The 16,101-nt window shown below is 67.7% G+C and carries 13 protein-coding genes; 5 read left to right on the top strand and 8 right to left on the bottom strand.

Annotated features, from left to right (window positions below):
• Positions 1-112 precede the first annotated feature (112 nt).
• Positions 113-1,033 (top strand): LysR substrate-binding domain-containing protein, encoded by a 921-nt coding sequence (locus tag ACP7AZ_RS04960; RefSeq protein WP_426036644.1) that lies wholly within the window; start codon positions 113-115, stop codon positions 1,031-1,033.
• On the opposite strand, the gene ACP7AZ_RS04955 is transcribed toward ACP7AZ_RS04960, so the two are convergent.
• The 7 genes from ACP7AZ_RS04955 to ACP7AZ_RS04925 all read right to left on the bottom strand — a co-directional run bounded on the left by ACP7AZ_RS04955 (position 1,020) and on the right by ACP7AZ_RS04925 (position 11,391).
• Positions 1,020-2,801, bottom strand: coding sequence for a DUF885 domain-containing protein (locus tag ACP7AZ_RS04955; RefSeq protein WP_426036642.1), 1,782 nt, complete (start codon positions 2,799-2,801; stop codon positions 1,020-1,022). The two genes, ACP7AZ_RS04960 and ACP7AZ_RS04955, sit on opposite strands and share 14 nt — an antisense overlap.
• Positions 2,802-3,058: 257 nt before the next feature.
• Positions 3,059-4,888 (bottom strand): M61 family metallopeptidase, encoded by a 1,830-nt coding sequence (locus ACP7AZ_RS04950; RefSeq protein WP_426036640.1) that lies wholly within the window; start codon positions 4,886-4,888, stop codon positions 3,059-3,061.
• 231 nt (positions 4,889-5,119) lie between these two features.
• Complete coding sequence (gene cckA / locus ACP7AZ_RS04945) at positions 5,120-7,183, bottom strand: cell cycle histidine kinase CckA (protein ID WP_426036638.1); 2,064 nt, start codon at positions 7,181-7,183, stop codon at positions 5,120-5,122.
• Positions 7,184-7,225: 42 nt separating this feature from the next.
• On the bottom strand, positions 7,226-8,296 hold the full coding sequence (gene flhB / locus ACP7AZ_RS04940; RefSeq protein WP_426036636.1) for a flagellar biosynthesis protein FlhB: 1,071 nt from the start codon (positions 8,294-8,296) through the stop codon (positions 7,226-7,228).
• A complete protein-coding gene (gene fliR / locus ACP7AZ_RS04935) occupies positions 8,289-9,062 on the bottom strand; it encodes a flagellar biosynthetic protein FliR (protein ID WP_426036634.1) in 774 nt (257 codons plus the stop codon). Before fliR ends, flhB begins: the two co-directional genes overlap by 8 nt.
• Before the next feature lie 9 nt (positions 9,063-9,071).
• On the bottom strand, positions 9,072-9,335 hold the full coding sequence (fliQ, locus tag ACP7AZ_RS04930; RefSeq protein WP_425987983.1) for a flagellar biosynthesis protein FliQ: 264 nt from the start codon (positions 9,333-9,335) through the stop codon (positions 9,072-9,074).
• 247 nt (positions 9,336-9,582) lie between these two features.
• Complete coding sequence (locus tag ACP7AZ_RS04925; protein WP_426036632.1) at positions 9,583-11,391, bottom strand: hypothetical protein; 1,809 nt, start codon at positions 11,389-11,391, stop codon at positions 9,583-9,585.
• Between the two features lie 92 nt (positions 11,392-11,483).
• Here ACP7AZ_RS04925 and ACP7AZ_RS04920 point away from each other — a divergent pair, with 92 nt between their 5' ends.
• Positions 11,484-12,635 (top strand): acyltransferase family protein, encoded by a 1,152-nt coding sequence (locus ACP7AZ_RS04920; RefSeq protein WP_426036630.1) that lies wholly within the window; start codon positions 11,484-11,486, stop codon positions 12,633-12,635.
• Positions 12,636-12,767: 132 nt separating this feature from the next.
• Here ACP7AZ_RS04920 and ACP7AZ_RS04915 read toward each other — a convergent pair whose 3' ends face one another.
• Positions 12,768-13,148, bottom strand: coding sequence for a VOC family protein (locus ACP7AZ_RS04915; RefSeq protein ID WP_426036628.1), 381 nt, complete (start codon positions 13,146-13,148; stop codon positions 12,768-12,770).
• Positions 13,149-13,254: 106 nt separating this feature from the next.
• On the opposite strand from ACP7AZ_RS04915, the gene ACP7AZ_RS04910 reads away from it, so the two are divergent.
• Genes ACP7AZ_RS04910 through ACP7AZ_RS04900 form a run of 3 tightly spaced genes read left to right on the top strand, consistent with a single transcriptional unit; the run spans position 13,255 to position 16,048 of the window.
• Positions 13,255-14,397, top strand: a complete 1,143-nt coding sequence (locus ACP7AZ_RS04910) for a beta-ketoacyl-ACP synthase III (protein WP_426036626.1) — start codon at positions 13,255-13,257, stop codon at positions 14,395-14,397.
• Positions 14,397-15,092: an iron-containing redox enzyme family protein gene (locus tag ACP7AZ_RS04905; RefSeq protein WP_426036624.1), complete on the top strand. Its 696-nt coding sequence runs from the start codon at positions 14,397-14,399 to the stop codon at positions 15,090-15,092. The genes ACP7AZ_RS04910 and ACP7AZ_RS04905 overlap by 1 nt, the downstream gene beginning before the upstream one ends.
• 2 nt (positions 15,093-15,094) lie before the next feature.
• Positions 15,095-16,048, top strand: a complete 954-nt coding sequence (locus ACP7AZ_RS04900) for a DUF6999 family protein (RefSeq protein ID WP_426036906.1) — start codon at positions 15,095-15,097, stop codon at positions 16,046-16,048.
• Positions 16,049-16,101 lie beyond the last annotated feature (53 nt).

Below are 16,101 nucleotides of genomic sequence, written 5' to 3'. Positions count from 1 at the left end.
GGATCTCTTCCATGGCGGTCTCCCGTTCCGATTGCCTTCGATATTGGACGTATCGGCTTGACAACACCCGTTCGCAAACCAGTAGTATGACAGGTTAGCCCTAGGTGCCCTTATGCCTGATCCGCTTGCCGGCCTCCCCCTGTCGTCGATCCGCGTGTTCGAGGCGGCTGCGCGTCTGACCAGCTTCACCCGCGCGGCGGAGGAACTGGGCATGACCCAGGCAGCGGTCAGCTGGCAGATCAAGGCGCTCGAGACGCGGCTGGGTTTCAGCCTGTTCCGGCGCCTGCCAAGGGAGGTGCAGCCGACCGAGCCCGGTGAGCGGCTGGCGCGGGCCGCGACCGAGGCTTTGACCTTGCTGCGGCGGGCCTTCGCCGAAGTGACCGAAGCGGATCAGGGGGTGCTCTCGATCACCACCCTGACGACCCTGGCGACCCAGTGGCTGGCGCCCCGGCTGGGGGCGTTCCAGGTCGCCAATCCGGGGCTGGCGGTGCGGCTGGACACCAGTCCAACGATCATCGACCTGGCGCGCGAAAACATGGACATCGCCCTGAGGTCCGGGGACGGCGACTGGCCCGGCGTCGAGTGCGCCATGCTGATGCCCAGTGTCTTCACCCCCCTTTGCAGTCCCGCCCTGTGCGAGCGGCTGGCGCTGGAGAATCCGGCCGACCTGGGCGATGCGCCACGGGTCGGGGATGAGAAGGAGTGGGCGGCCTGGTTCGCCTGCGCCGGGGTCACGACGGCGGCGACGCCAGCGTCCCGGCTGCGGGCCGATATCCAGGGCCTGGAGGTCGCGGCGGCCATGGGCGGTCAGGGGGTCGCCCTGGGGTCGCCCATCCTGTTCGCCCGGGAGATCAAGGCGGGGCTGCTGGTCCGGCCGTTCCGCCAGACGGTGAGACTGTCGAAAGGCTATTTCATCGCCTGGCCGCAGGACCGCAGGCGGTCGCCCAAGATCGCCCGCTTCCGCGACTGGCTGCTGGCCGAGGCGGCGGCCGATCCCGACATCGCCGCCGAGATCGCGCTTACGCCCGCATGATGCCCTGAAGCACCGCCAGCGGCACCGAGCCGTTGAGGAGCATCCGGTCGTGGAAGGCCTTGATGTCGAAGCCGGGCTTCGCCTGGGCCTCCTGACGCAGGCCCTCGATCACGGTCTGGCCCAGCTTGTAGGAGCAGGCCTGACCCGGCCAGACGATGTAGCGATCGACCTCGGACTGGGCCGAGTTGGCCGGGGTCGCGGCCTCGGCGATCATATAGGCGATGGCCTGTCCGCGGCTCCAGCGCTTGTCGTGCAGGCCGGTATCGACGACCAGGCGGACGGCGCGGAAGAGGTAGGCCTGGAGGTAGCCGATCCGGCCCAGCGGGTTGCCCTCGTACATGTTGAGGTCATCGGCAGCGACGCGCTCCGAGTACAGGGCCCAACCCTCATTGTAGGCCGAGAAGCCGCTGGCCCGACGATAGATCGGCAGGGTCCCGGCCTCGCGCGCAACCGAAATCTGGAAGTGATGACCCGGCACCGCCTCGTGATGGGTCAGGGTCGGCAGCGACCATTTCGGCCGGTTCGCCGTGTCGCGCAGGTTGATGTAATAGGCGCCCGGTCGCGAGCCATCCAGCGACGCCGCCTGGTAGTAGCCGCCCGGCGCCCCGATCTGGATCGACACCGGCACGCGACGGATCTCGACCGGCGCCTGGGGCAGGGTCGAAAAGACCTCAGGCAGGCGCGGCGTGATGGCCGCGACCATGTCGTTCAGCGAGGCGATCAGGGCGACCTTGCCCTCGTCGGTGTTGGGCCACAGGTGCTGAGGGTCCTGGCCGAGCGCATTGACGCGTTCGCCGACCGTGCCCTCGGTCATGCCGAGGCTCTTGAGGATGGTGTCGATCTCGGCCTGGATCGAGGCGACCTGCTGCAGGCCGATCTCGTGGATTTCCGAGCCGGTGTAGGTGGTGGTCGTGTAGCCGCGAAGCCCGAGATTGTAGAGGGTCTCGCCCTGCGGCAGGCGCCAGACACCGACATCGTTCGAGGCGGTCGGGCGCTGGGCCTCGAACACCGCGATCTGACGGCCGAGAGCCGGCTTTATCTCCGCGTCGACGATGACGCCAGCGCGGGCGCCCCAGTCTCCGGCCAGCGACTTCTCGCCGGCCTTGCGGACCAGGGCCTGGACCATGGCCATCTCGGCGGCGGGCGTATCGCGCAGCGTCTTCAGCTGGGTCAGGGTCTTGTCCATGATCACGGCCGGCAGGGTGATGCCCGCCCCGGCGTCCGCCTCAAGCCTGGCGTTCTCCTGATCCAGCTGGACCGCGAAGGCCTTGAGCCGCGACAGGAAGGCCTCGGCGTCGGCCGGGGTCTCCAGCCGGTGCTGGTTGGTCATGAAGTCGGGGACGCTGAAATAGGCGCCGCCGTTCTGGGCGACGATATAGGGCGATCCGGCGAAGGGCAGGTCGGCCCGCAGGGCGGCGGTCTCGGCCTGGAACTGCGAGACGGCCAGAGTGACCTTCATGCTGTCGGACAGGCCGTCGGTCGACCAGCCCTTCAGGCGTTCCCAGCGGGCGAGGTCGCGCGCCTTGTCCTCGCGCTCGGCCTCAAGACTGAGATCGCCGAGGCGGCCCGCCAGGTGGGCGCGGTCGTCCTTGTCGATGCCCAGGCTGGTTGCGAAGGTCGGGCTGCGCTCGACGTTGTCGTAGAACCACTCGGTCAGCAGGGCGTCGAGCGCGGCGTCCTGTTGCGACTGGGCGAAGGCCGCGACCGGCAGGGCGGCGATGAGGCCGGCGCCGGCGGCGGAGAGCATGAGGCTACGACGATCGAGCATAGTAGAACCTTCCAGAACGCGGGTCCGGCGGCTTTATCCGGACCAAAAACAGGGTGACGAAACGGACGAACTGACGAGCCGTTTTAGTAAAATCAAAGATTCGCCTGAGCCCGAAGGGGCCGGCGGCGGGATTATCCGAAATTTTCGGTCGAAACGGACCGACGGAAAACCCTGGGACGTTTCAAAGATGACTCGCCTTCAGATGGCTGTCGGTCCCATTCGGCGCAAGGGCGGGGCCGGAATAAAGTCCTTGACCGTCATTCCATCGCGACGCCGAGCCAGGCTTCGCGGAAGGCCAGTTGTGCGGGCGTAACAAGCCCGCCGCCAGCCTCGACGCGTACCAGGGTGAACGACGGATCGGGGGCGAAGCGCAACATGGCGGATCGCTCCACCCCGCGCTGGAGGAAGCGGATCGAGACCTCGTCGCCGGGCTTCGCGGCGGCGAGCGCGGCGGTCCAGTCCGTCTGGCCGGCGATGGCCTTGTCGCCCACCGCGACGATCTGGTCGCCACGATCCAGGCCGGCGGCGTAGAGCGGCGTGCCGGGCGCGAGGGCGGCCGCGATGACGGGAGCGCCCGTTGCCGGAAGGCGGACCGCTCCCGCCCAGGCGGCGGTCGGACGGACGGGCTGGATCAGGACGCCCGCCTGGGCCAGCAGCGGGCCGAAGTCGGGCAGGTCGCTGCCCTCGATCGTGCGGGCGAACCAGTCCCGGGCGAAGGCGGGATCGCCGGTGACCTCGGCCAGAGCAGCCTCGATGTCGGCGGGCGCATAGGGCCGCTCGGGCACGCCGTGGGTGCGCCACATCGCGCGCATCAGGTCGTCCAGCGTCACGCCGGGGAACCGCTGGCGCAAGGTCAGATCCAGACCGAAGCCGATGACCGCGCCATACGGATAGTAGGAGACGAAGATGTTCGGATTGGTCGGGTCGATGGACGTGGCCGCATCGACGAACGGCGCTCGCAGGCTCATCTCCTGGGGCGAACCGAAGCGACGGCCGGCCGCGTTCTGAACGAAGTCCAGCTGGCCGCCCATCTCACCGAGGAAGGCGTCGGTATTGGCCACGCCCGCCCGGCGGATCGTCAGAGGGCCGTAGTAGCTGGTGAAGCCTTCGGCGAACCACAGGGACGGGGTCGGATTGGCGCGGGTGAAGTCGAACGGTTCCAGTTCGTCGGGGCGGATGCGCTCCACATTCCAGGAGTGGAAGAACTCGTGGCTGAGGGTTCCCAGCTGGTCGAAGTTTGCGTCCTTCAGGGAACGGGTGTCGTTGATGATGGTGGAGTTGCGATGCTCCATCCCGTCGCCGTTCACCCAGGGCAGGTAGTCGGCGATGAAGGTATAGGTCCCGAAATCGTAGTCGGGCACGTCGCCGAAGACGGCGATCTGCTGGTCCACGATTCGGCGGGCGCGCTCGGTGAAGGTGTCCATCTCCGCGTCCGTGCCGGCATGGTGCATGGCGATGCGGATGGTGCGGGGAACGCCCGCGTCATCGACCGTCCACTCGCGCACCATGTGAGCGCTGAGCTCGGTCGGACTGTCCATCAGATACTGCAGGTTCGGGGCGGCGAAGGTGTTGGGCTCTGCCTGCGGCTGGAGCTGGGTCGCGACGATCCAGTCGGGCGAGAACGGCTTGAAGCGCACGGTAACCGGCCGGTCGTCGAAGCCTGTCGCCCAGGCGAGGGTCGCGGGCATGTTCAGGTGGGCGTGGCTCGCGTCGATCTGGGAATAGGTGCCGTCCGAGCGATCGGCGAACAGGGTGTAGGAAAGGCTGACCGTGCCGTCATGGCCCGGAACGGTCCAGCCGTAGGGATCGGTCCGATCGATGGTCAGCGGACGCCCGCGCCCGTCGACCGCGGAAACGGAATAGATGTTCTTGGCGAACTCGTGGATCGCATACCGGCCGGGCGAGGAGCGCGACATCTGGAACCGCACCGGGGCCGAACCGACCTCGCGATAGGTGACGGTGATCCGCGCCTCGTGGTGAACGGCGTTGTCGAAGCTGACGTCGTAATCCTGGGCCTGTGAGATGCCGGCCCCGAAGGTCAGGGCGGCGAAGCAGGCGGACGCGGTCAGCAGGCGACGAACGGACATGGGAACTCCGGAACTGGGACGGGCACATAGGGGCGCAAGCGGGGCCGGGAGGCAAGGGGTGGCTCATTCTCCCTCCCCCTCGGGGGAGGGTCGTCGATGCGCTTGCATCGACGGGGTGGGAACGGCCGGTGATGCGGACACAGGACAATGGAGTTTCGCCTTGCCGCCCCCACCCGGTCTCCGCTGCGCTCCGACCACCCTTCCCCGAAGGGGAGGGACAGAAGTATCGCGTCAGCCCGGACGCAGTTCCTGTTTTACCCGTTCGGCGAGCGTCTTGATGTCCAGCGGCTTGGGCAGGAAGGAGACGCCAGCCTCGTCCTGCAGCAGGTCGGAGAAGTCGCTCTCGGCATAGCCGGAGATGAACATGACCGGGGCGTCGCCGAGGTACTGGCGGGCCTTTTTCAGCAGGCTCGGTCCATCAAGGCCCGGCATGATCACGTCCGAGATCATCATATCGATCTGGCCGGCCCACTCCTCGGCGAGCAACAGGGCTTCCTCGCCGTCGGCCGCCTCGATGACCTCGTAGCCGCGCTGGCGCAGCAGGCGGGCGGCGATGCCGCGCACTGCGGCTTCGTCTTCAACGAACAGGATGCGGCCGTTGCCCGACAGGTCGCGGGGGGCGCTCTTGACCTTGGCCACGACCGGGCCGACCTCGATCAGCTCCTGTTCCGAGGCGGCGGGCAGGAAGATGCGGAAGGCCGCCCCCGCCCCCTCCAGATTGGTCACACCGATATGGCCTCCGGCCTGCTGGACGATGCCGTAGACGGTGGCCAGGCCCATGCCGGTCCCCTCATTGACCGCCTTGGTGGTGAAGAAGGGTTCGAAGATCTTGTCCAGCAGTTCGGGCGGGACGCCGGGGCCGGTGTCAGAGACCTCGATCAGGGCGCTCTCGCCGTCGGGCGCCTCAAGCCAGCCGAGGGTCCGCGCATCCGCCTGGGTCAGACGCAGGGTCTTGATGGTGACGACGCCTGCGCCGGGCTCGACCACGCCGCGCATGGCGTCGCGGGCGTTGACGGCAAGGTTCATGACCGCCGTCTCCAGCTGGGACTTGTCGGCCATGACCACCGGCAGGTCGCGCCCATAGTCCGTCTCCAGCCGCACGTCCTCCCGCAGCAGGCGGCGCAGCAGGACCGCAAACTCCCCGACCAGCTCGCCGAGATCGAGCCGCTCGCGACGCACGGTGGACTTGCGCGAGAAGGCCAGCAGCTTGCGCACCAGGTCGGCGGCGCGGATGCCGGTCTGACGGATCTGGTTCAGGCCATCATAGGACGGATCGCCGACCGGGTGGCGTTCAAGCAGCTCGGACAGCTGGAGCTGGATCGCGGTCAGCAGATTGTTGAAGTCGTGGGCCACGCCGCCGGCCAGCTGACCCACGGCCTGCATCTTCTGGGCCTGAGACAGCTGCAGCTCCATCGACTTCTGGGCCGAAACGTCGAACAGCCAGACGCGCCGCTTGTCGCCTTCCGGGGCGACATAGAGGTGCAGCATCCTGTCGGGATGGGCGCGAGCGACCAGCTCGATCGGGCCGGTCGATCCGGCGGCGATGCGGGCGCGGGCCTCGGTCACTCCGGCGGGATCGAACAGATGGCCGAAGGCGGCGTCACGGGCCGAGGCGGGGCCGGTCAGGGTCGCCAGCGCCGGATTGGGCTCCTCCGCGCGGCCGGCGAAGATGTCGTCCCCCGCGATGACAGCCGAGCCGAACGGAGCGCCGGCGGCCATGGCGCGCGCGTCTCCGTTCGAGGCGGCATAGGCGGGCGCGGGGACGGCGGTCGGGGTGTTGCTGAGCGTCGCCTCGGGCGCCTCACGGACCAGGAAACGCCCCTCCCCGGCCTGGCCGATCAGGACCTCGATCTCCCGGTCGCCGATCAGGACGATGGCGCGACCCTGCTCGCCTTTGCGGGCCTGGGCGAAGGCCATATAGAGGGCCTGGGCCGACTTGCCCTTGGGCAGATTGACAGTCGCGCCATTCTGGGAGGCCCAGGCGCCGTTATAGGCCAGCACGGCGCCGGAGGCCCAGACCAGGGCGGCGGGCTCGGCCATGGCGTCCAGCATCTCCACCGCCACGTCGCCGGCGGGCCGGTCGCTGCGGCTGTGGACATCGATCCGGTTGAAGGCGAACAGGCCCATCAGGGCGACCGCGGCCACCGTGACCAGCAGGATCATGTGCGGCGTCGTCAGGGGCCCGGCCTGGAAGGCGGGCCAGGCCAGGGCCGCGATGGCCACGGCGAAACCGACCGCCATCAGGATCACGGTGATGTCGAACTTCGGCGCCGACGGCGCGTTGGAAACGGTCATGGCAAGTCAGCCCCCGCGAATCAGTGGGCTGATCATACAGCGCTATCGCCGCTTCCGCTTCTGCATGACGAAGCCGATGATCCTGGCCGCCGCCTCGAAATGTTCGCGCGGGATGGTCTCGTCGATATCGACGGCGGCGTAGAGGGCGCGGGCCAGGGGCACGTTCTCGACGATCGGGACGTCGTGCTCGCGCGCAACCTCGCGGATGCGCAGGGCCAGGGCGTCGACGCCCTTGGCGACGCAGACGGGGGCGGCGTCGCCGGCCTCATAGCGCAGGGCCACCGAATAGTGGGTCGGGTTGGTGACGATGACCGTGGCTTTCGGGACGTTCTGCATCATCCGCTGGCGGCTGCGCTGCATGCGGATCTGCCTCAGCTTGGCCTTCACGTGGGGGTCGCCCTCGGTGTTCTTGTACTCTTCCTTGACCTCTTCCTTGGTCATGCGCTGACGCTTGGCGAACCGCATCCGCTGCCAGATGAAGTCCGCGCCGGCGCCGAGAACCAGGAAGACCAGGGTCGAGGCCATCAGAGCGATCATGAGGTCGCGTGTGAGCGGCAGGATCGCGGCGGGCGACATCGCCGCCATGTTCTCGAACTCGCGCATGTGCGGCTTCAGGACCATCCAGCAGATGACCGACACGGCGACCAGCTTGGCGAAGGTCTGGGCGAACTGCATCAGGCCATCGGGGCCGAAGATGCGTTTGAGCCCCCCCATCGGGCTGATCTTTTCCCATTTGGGCTTCATCTTCTCGGCCGAGAACAGGAAGCCGGACTGGAAGACGTTGCCGCCCACCCCGCCGATGATGGTGGCCAGCATGACCGCACCGAGGAAGGGCGCCACGGCCCAGACGGCGTTCATGCCGATCTCGACGCCCGCGCCCGCCTCCAGCCCGCCGATCAACAGGTGGGGCGAGGCAATGAAAGGCATGAAGGCCTCGCCGATCGAGGTGGCGAAATAGCCGCCGCCCATGACGATGACGGCGGTGGCGCCGAGGAGGCTGAGGGCCGGGGCGACGTCGGCGGATTTCGCGACGTCGCCCTTTTTTCGCGCTTCCTCGAGTTTCTGGGGTGTCGCCTCTTCTGTCTTCGAGTCGGGATCCTTGTCGTCAGCCACCGACCCCTCCCGAGACGAACAGGTTGGCCAGGTTGCGGTAGCGGTCGATGAAGACCGTTCCCAGCGCGCCGAGCGACAGGGCGAAGATCGACAGGCCCAGAATGATGCTGAGCGGGGCGGCGGCGAAGAAGATCTGGAACGCCGGCATCACCCGCCCGATCAGGCCCGCAGCGAGGTTGAAGATGAGGGCGAAGACGATCACCGGCGCCGACAACTGGACGCCCAGAATGAAGCTGTCGCCCACCGTGCGGATGGCCAGTTCGACGAAGTCGGCGGCGATCAGGGGACGCGCCGGGGCGATCAACTCGTAGGACCCCACCAGCCCGGCGATGAACAGGTGATGGGTGTTGGTGGCGAAGACCAGGACCGTGCCGAACAGCATCAGGAAGGCGGCGATGGTGGTGTTCTGGCCGCCCATGAGCGGGTTGGCGGTCTGGGCGAAGCTGAGCGTGGTTTGCAGCGAGACGATCTCGCCGGCGGTCGACAGGGCGCTGGTGAAGATCCGCAGGATGGAGCCGATCATCAGGCCGGTGATCACCTCGCGGATGACCCAACCGACCGTGGCGCCGAGGCTGTCGGGCAGGGCCGGAAGGGACCCGCCGATGACAGGCCACAGGCAAAGCGAGATGACGAGGGCCAGGGACAGGCGGATGCGCGGCGGGACGTAGGTCTCGCCGATGCCCGGCAGGGTCAGGATGATCGCGCCGATGCGGGCGAAGATCAGCCCGCCGGCCCAGACCTGATCGGCGGTGGCGTAGGGCTCCATTCAGCCCCGCTACATGCCCGAGATGCGCGCCGCGATGGTCCGCATGAAGGCGCCGAGAAGGCCGCCCATCAGCGGCAGGAACAGCAGCAGGGAGATAAAGATGGCGATGATCTTGGGGGCGTAGACCAGGGTCTGTTCCTGGATCTGGGTCAGGGCCTGGAACAGACCGATGCCGACGCCCACGACCAGACCGACGAGGAGCACGGGCGCGCACAGCTGGATCGTCAGCCACAGGGCGTCGCGGCCCACATCCAGAACTTCCGCGCCGCTCATTGTCCAACCCTGGTAACTACTGGGCAGAAAATGCCGGGAGCGTGGTTAACGGGGGGTTAGCGTGACGACGGAACCCCTGTCTTAGACGGGTATATTCCCGCCCGCGCCAGCCGTGGGCGCCGCCGCCGTCCTGTCGAACGACGGCGATCCCGGCGTCGAATGAAGCCCCGCGGTCTGAGACAGCGACGAACATGTCGACGCCCGAGGCCGACGACACCGGCGAGGTCGTCGGGCTCAAGGCCTGGTTCTAGGTCGCCGCCTTCTCGCGCTGCGCTTCGGCGTCCTGCCGTCGCCCCAGCCGGTCCAGCGCCACAGCGTGAGCCAGATGCAGCTCCCGCCATTCGGGAGCGAAGGGTTCCGCCTCGACGTATTTCGCGGCGGCCTCGGCCCAGCGGCCCTGGGCGGCCAAGGCATCGCCCCAGCCCTTGAGCGGATCAGCCCAACGCGGGCCGCGCTGGTGGGCGTCGCGGAAGCGGGTGACGGCGCGGGCCGCGTCGCCGCGCGCCAGCAGGGTCAGGGCGCGGCGCTGATAGGCGAACGGCAATGACGGAGCGAGGCGGATGGCGACGCCATACTGGCGGTCAGCCTCGGCGTGCAGGCCGCGCGCCTCCAGCACATCGGCGCGGAAGGCGGCGCAGGACATGTAGCGGTCGCCGCGCACGAAGGCGGCCTCGGCCTGGGCATACCGTCCGGACAGCCCCTCGGCGAGACCAAGAAAACAGGGCGCCTCATAGAAGGTGAAGGCGACATCCTCATCGGACTGCCAGATCGCATCCAGCGCCTCGGCGGCGGTGAGAGCCCCGGCGCGGTCGCCTGAGCCGAGAGCGCGGTAGGTCTCGATCATGCGCCGGGCCGCGAGGGTCAGGGGAGCGTCGGGAGCCGCGCCGGCGAGATGGCGGAATGCGCCGGCGTAGTCATGACGGCGGCCTTCGGAATCGGCGAGGCTGATTTCCTGACCGCCCAGGGCGCCCTCCCCGCCGGTCCTGTCGATGTCGGCCTCGGCGCGCTCGATGGCGCCGGTCCAGTCCTGGGTCAGCAAAAGGCCATTGGCGCTCAACATCGGCTCGCCGTCGGGGGTGGATCGCGCCGCCATCTGGCGCGCCGCGCGGGCGGCGGCTTCCTCGCCCTCCGCGTCGAACAGGGTGGTGACGAGCATCTCCCAGACATCCGGGTCGCCAGGCTCGATGTTGAGCGAGAGCCGGAGCTTGTCGGCCGCTTCCGCCGGGCGGCCGAGGGTCGCCAGCAGGATGCCCCAGTCATAGGCCAGCGCGGCCCGGGACGTCGGATGGGCCGCATAGGCGACGGGGATGAACCGCTCGGCATCCTCGTAGCGCCGGGTCTCGAGCAGGTAGCTGGCGAACAGCTGGGGCTCGAACCGGCCGTAGATGTATTCCGCCGCCTCGGTGATCAGGCGCGGCATCTCCGCTTCCGGGCCGGTGAAGGTGCGGCCGCGCACGCCGTCGGCGCGGATGGTCAGGGAGACCTCGCCGTCCTGGCTGACAGTCACGGCGCCGCCGATGTGGGTCTCCTTGCCGAACCAGCCGCGCAGCAGCTTGTCGATCTCGCCGAGCGAGACTCCGGTCGAAGGCACGACGACTGCGACGTCGCGGGTCCAGTTCAGGGCCACGGCGCGGCTCTCGGCGGAATTTCGAGCGTCCGTGCCGATGGTCGTGACCACGTCGGCGACGCCGCGGGCGATGACCTGGCCCGTGTGCCCCCTGCGGGTGAGGCCATAGGGGCTGTCGAACGGATCCACGACCACCGCGCGCGAGTTGGCGGCGGTCCAGACCATCATGGCCAGGCCCGCGACGAAGACGACTCCGACCAGGGCGGTCATCACGCGCAGGACGAATCCCATCCGCTCGTTTGAGACCTGGGCCTTGATCAGGCGGCGCTGTTCCTCGACCAGAAGCACGGCAGGGTCGGGCGGTCCCATGGCCTCTTCCGTGGCCTCCATGACGTTCTCGGCCATCTCGATGGCGTCGAGGCTCTCGGTCGCCTTGTCGCGACGCCGGCCCAGCCGGATGCGTCCCTCGCGCGGATCTTCGTCGGTCATCCAGCCCCCTGAAGGCGCCAGACTAGACCGATGTTCGCTGAGGGCAAAGCGGCCCGATCCTTGCGGATTTCGCCTCGGAAGAGAGATTTCCCATGGCATGGACCGCGAATTCGACCCGAAACGAGACACCGCCCATCGCGCGCGGCGGGTGGCTCGACGCCCTGCGTTTCATTGTGGCCTCGATGATCATCCTGCATCACTTCCAGGCGGCGGGCCCGGTTCCGCTGGCGGAAAGCCTGCATCCGGTGTTCGAGCGCGGCGGCTTTCTGCTGACCAACTTCTTCCTGATCGACAGCGGCTATGTGCTGATGCGCGTCTATGGCGGCGCCGTCGGACGCGGCGCGATGTCGCCGGGCGACTTCTTCATCAAGCGGTTCCTGCGCGTCTATCCGGCGCATCTGATGATGGGTCTGGCGCTGGTGGCGCTGGTGTTGCTGAGCGCCGCGTTCGGCATGTCGCCGCGCAATCCGGAATGGTTCGCCTGGGACCAGTTGCCGGCACAGCTGACCCTGACCCAGGCGTTCGGCATTCACGGCGGCCTGGGCTGGAACGCACCGAGCTGGTCGATCTCGGCCCTCGTCGGCTGCTATGTCCTGTTCCCCTATGTCCTGCGGACGCTGAAGAGCGTCGGGCCGTGGGGCGCGCTGGCGGGCGTCATCCTGCTGTATCTCGTCGCCAACGAAGCCTGCCACGCCTTCCTCGGCTATCCCGTCTATCAGATGCCCCTGAAGTTCGGCTTCCTGCGGGCCCTGCCGCTGTTCATTCTCGGCATGGGGCTGGCGGTGTTTTCGGAGAAGGTGTTCGTGGCGCCGCGCATGGCCCGGATCATCGGTGTCGCGGCGGCGGTGGGGCTGGCGATCGTGCAGTTCGACGGCAAGAACGCCTTGATCTCGTTGACCTTCATCTCCCTGATCATCCTGGCGGCAGGCGCGATCCCGGTGCTGCGACCCTCGAAGCTGATCGAGCGGGCCAGCGTCGTCTCCTTCTCGATGTTCATCACCAATGAGGTGGTGCGGATCGCCTGGTTCGGCGTCGCCAATGTCCTGATCGCCAAGTACGCCCTGTCCACTGACGCTCAGTGGGCCATCTGGGGTGCAGGCGTCCTGGCCGCCGTCGGCTTCGCCTTCGCCTTCCACGCCTTGATCGACGACCCGATGCAGACCTGGATCAAGCGCCGGCTAGCGCGCGGTCGGACCTCGCGCCGGCCGGTCGAACAGGGCGCGGTGGTCTCGATCGAGGGGTAGCCGCAATCCTCCCCATCGGGGGAGGCGGCTCGAAGCGCAGCGCAGAGAGGGATGGGGGCATCCGCGAACGCCGGCGTGAGCCATTGGCCCCCTCCACCGCTTCGCGGTCCCCCTCCCCCATCGGGGGAGGATTTAGTCGCCCGAGTTCAGGAGCAGAATGTTGCCGTCCGGATCCTTGAACCAGACCATTCGGAAGTCGCCCATTTGGTGGACGCCGTTCTCGTAGGTCGCGCCCTCCATGTCATAATGCTCGAAGGTCACGCCCTTGCCGGCCAGTGCAGCGACGATGCTCTCGATCTCGTCGCCGACGCCCCAGACGACGGCGTTGGCCTTGTTGGTCCCGGCAAACTCAGAGACGTAGACGCAGATCACCGTCCCGCCGGTCTTGTACATGGCGACGTCGTCGCCGGATTTCGGCTCGAGTTTCAGGCCGAGCGTCTCGCCGTAGAAGGCCTTGGCGTGGTCCAGATCCTTCACGCCGACGATGGCGGCGGAGTCCTTGTCCTTCAGCATGTTCGTCTCCCTTGGCGGTTTATAGAACAGCGTCCGGACCCCGACCTGCGTTCCGTCAGGGATCGTCGGCTTGCGGGCGGACGCGCAATCGTGCGCATTGGGAGCCATGTCTCCGGGTCTGCTTCGCGACGTCTACATCACGGGAACCGGCGCGTTCCTGCCCGGCGACCCTGTCGGCGTCGAGGCGATGGAGGACTTCATCGGCCGCATCGGCGGGCGCAGTTCCGCCGTCGGTCGGCGGGCCCTGCGCTGGAACGGGGTCGAGACGCGCCACTATGCCCTGACGCCAGAGGGGCGCCCGCTGCATTCAAACGCCTCGATGACGGCGGAGGCGACGAAGGCGGCGCTGGAGGATGCGGGGTTGTCGATCGGCCAGCTGGGCCACCTCGCCACGGCCACGACCCAGGGCGACTATATCGTGCCCGGTCACGCCAGCGCGGTGCATGCGGAACTGGGGGCGGGCCCCATAGAGATCGCCAGCTATCAGTCGGTCTGCGCGTCCGCCCTGATGGCGGCCAAAGGGGCGTGGCTGCAGATCCGGGCCGGAGAAGCCGAGGTCGCGGCGGCGGCGGCGGGGGAGTTCTCGTCGCGCTGGTTCCGGCCGGAGTTCTATGAGGGCACATCGCTGCTGGACGCCAAGGGCAGGGTGCCGGTCGAGGCGGACTTCCTCAGGTTTACCCTGTCAGACGGCGCGGGCGCGGTGGTGATGGAGCGGAAACCCAGACCGGACGGCCTGTCGCTGAAGGTCGACTGGATCGACCTGACCTCCCTGGCCGGGCGGTTCGATCCCTGCATGTGGGCCGGCTCCACCTTCGCCGACCGCGCGGACATGAAGTCGGCCTGGAGCCATGCGGGGCCGGTCGCGGCCCATGCGTCGGGGTCGATCGCCCTGGTACAGGATTTCGAACTGCTGAAGATCGTCATCCGCGCCTGGATCGGGGTCTGGCTGAAGAAGGTCGATCAGGGGCGGATCGTGCCGGACGAGGTCGACCACCTGCTGTGTCACTATTCGGCCCGGTCGCTGCGGGAGGAGATCGTCTCGGTCCTGAAGAGCACTGCCGCCATGATTCCCGAGGAAAAGTGGTTTTCGAACCTGCCGACCGTGGGCAACATCGGCGCGGCCTCGATCTGGGTCATGCTGGATGCCTTCATGCGGTCGGGACGGGCGAAGCGAGGCGAGAAGGTCCTGCTGATCGTGCCCGAGAGCGGACGAGCCATGGTCGGTTTCATGATGTGCGAGGTGGTGTGATGGCGGACGGAGCGCGCATTGAGCAACGGGGGGACGACCAGGTCGCGGACACCCTTCGGAAGCTGGCGGTGGTCTTCGCCGATTTCGAACAGCGGCTGGAGGCGACGCCCCTGATCCGCAAGCTGACGCGCGGACGGTTCGAACTGACCGACTACCAGCTGTTCCTGATCAACCTGCGCCAGCAGGTGAAGGACGGCGCGCTGTGGATGTCGCGCGCGGCGTCGAACGTCGGCGAGAGCCACCTCGAACTGCGCTCGACCCTCATGCGCCATGCGGTGACCGAACATCGCGACTTCCGCCTGCTGGAGGCCGACTTCGTCTGTTCGGGCGGCGAGGTCGAGGAGATCCGCTCGGCGCCCAAGAACGTCGGCTCCGAGGCCATCTCGGCCTGGATGTTCCATGAGGCGTCGAAGCCCGATCCGTTCGGTCTGCTGGGGGCCATGTTCATCATCGAGGGACTGGGCTCGATCAAGGCCGCGCCCTGGGGCCGGCTGGTCAAGGAAAGGCTCAGCCTGCCCGACGAGGCGGTGCGCTTCCTGCTCTATCACGGCGAGAACGACGCGGAGCATATGCGCGAGTTCGAGGAGATGCTGCGCATGGTCCTGCCCGACGACGCCGTGGCCGAGCGAATCGTCATGACGGCCAAGGTGACCGCTCGCCTCTATGCGCTGCAGATCGAGGAGATCGCAGCGTGAGCCTGTCCGACGGCGGCGATACGGCCGGGTGGAAGACCGATCCGTTCGACGCGCGCCGCTATGACGCCAACGATCCCGACCCGTGGCTGGCGCTCTATCTCGACCACTCCCTGCCGATCGATCCGCAGGCCAAGCGGGCGCTGTTGCTCGGCGCGAGGTCATGGTCCCGGCGCTGGCTGTTCCCGGTCTCGCGGCCGCTGGTCTTCCTCTTCTTCGGCCTCGTGAAGGTGTTGCGGGCGATCTCGCCGAGGTATCCGAACCTGAACGGCCTGTTGCACAAGTCCATCCACTGGGGCCTGCGAACCTTCGGGTCTCCCGAGTGCAACACATTGATCCTGCGGCATTTCCACGTCGGGACGGAGCTGCTGGCCTTCATGAAGGCCAATGCGGGGATCGACCCGGCCATGGTCAAGACCGTGCCGCTGAAGCCGCTGACGCTGAAGGACCTGGAGGACAATGTCTTCCTCCAGCACGACCTGAACATCTTCAACTTCATCATCGAGCTGAACATGGCTCTGCGGGCCGCCGGCAAGGAGATCACGCCACCCGAGCGCGTCGACTTCTCCATGCTGTCGGACATCGAACCGGCGTTCGAGACCTTCCCGACCGGGTTGCTGAATCGGATCGACATCCAGACGGCGGTGGAGTTCTACACCCCCTTGTATGCCCTGATGCTGCCCCGCGCCGACTTCATGCGGGCCAGCCATTCGCTGCAGCTGGACGAAATCGTCGGCATCTATATCGGGCGGATTCTCGGGACCGACTACCACATGCATTTCGTCAAGAACGGCCACCCGCTGGTGACCCTGTCGACGCTGCAGGCGGGGTTCCGGCTGATGATGCACGGTCTGGACTGCGAGGCCATGCACGGCTGGCTGCGGGTGCTGAAGGCGAGACAGGCGGCGGGGCTGCCGCTGGATCCGAGGGACCCGACGGGCGGACCGGAGCTGGGGTAGGCCCTGTCAGTCCGTGCATCCCCGCGAAGGCGGGGACCCAGGGCTTTGGGCGA

The organism is Brevundimonas sp. DC300-4 (assembly GCF_049897365.1).
GTDB lineage: Bacteria > Pseudomonadota > Alphaproteobacteria > Caulobacterales > Caulobacteraceae > Brevundimonas.
Note: the sequence above shows the minus strand (reverse complement) of the source record. Positions and strands in the feature narration are given on the sequence as shown.

What these genes read in the sequence shown, in the direction of transcription:
- ACP7AZ_RS04960 (WP_426036644.1), top strand. Translation starts at nt 113, where the DNA reads ATGCCTGATCCGCTTGCCGGCCTCCCCCTGTCGTCGATCCGCGTGTTC.
- ACP7AZ_RS04955 (WP_426036642.1), bottom strand. Translation starts at nt 2,801, where the DNA reads ATGCTCGATCGTCGTAGCCTCATGCTCTCCGCCGCCGGCGCCGGCCTC.
- ACP7AZ_RS04950 (WP_426036640.1), bottom strand. Translation starts at nt 4,888, where the DNA reads ATGTCCGTTCGTCGCCTGCTGACCGCGTCCGCCTGCTTCGCCGCCCTG.
- cckA (WP_426036638.1), bottom strand. Translation starts at nt 7,183, where the DNA reads ATGACCGTTTCCAACGCGCCGTCGGCGCCGAAGTTCGACATCACCGTG.
- fliR (WP_426036634.1), bottom strand. Translation starts at nt 9,062, where the DNA reads ATGGAGCCCTACGCCACCGCCGATCAGGTCTGGGCCGGCGGGCTGATC.
- fliQ (WP_425987983.1), bottom strand. Translation starts at nt 9,335, where the DNA reads ATGAGCGGCGCGGAAGTTCTGGATGTGGGCCGCGACGCCCTGTGGCTG.
- ACP7AZ_RS04925 (WP_426036632.1), bottom strand. Translation starts at nt 11,391, where the DNA reads ATGACCGACGAAGATCCGCGCGAGGGACGCATCCGGCTGGGCCGGCGT.
- ACP7AZ_RS04920 (WP_426036630.1), top strand. Translation starts at nt 11,484, where the DNA reads ATGGCATGGACCGCGAATTCGACCCGAAACGAGACACCGCCCATCGCG.
- ACP7AZ_RS04915 (WP_426036628.1), bottom strand. Translation starts at nt 13,148, where the DNA reads ATGCTGAAGGACAAGGACTCCGCCGCCATCGTCGGCGTGAAGGATCTG.
- ACP7AZ_RS04910 (WP_426036626.1), top strand. Translation starts at nt 13,255, where the DNA reads ATGTCTCCGGGTCTGCTTCGCGACGTCTACATCACGGGAACCGGCGCG.
- ACP7AZ_RS04905 (WP_426036624.1), top strand. Translation starts at nt 14,397, where the DNA reads ATGGCGGACGGAGCGCGCATTGAGCAACGGGGGGACGACCAGGTCGCG.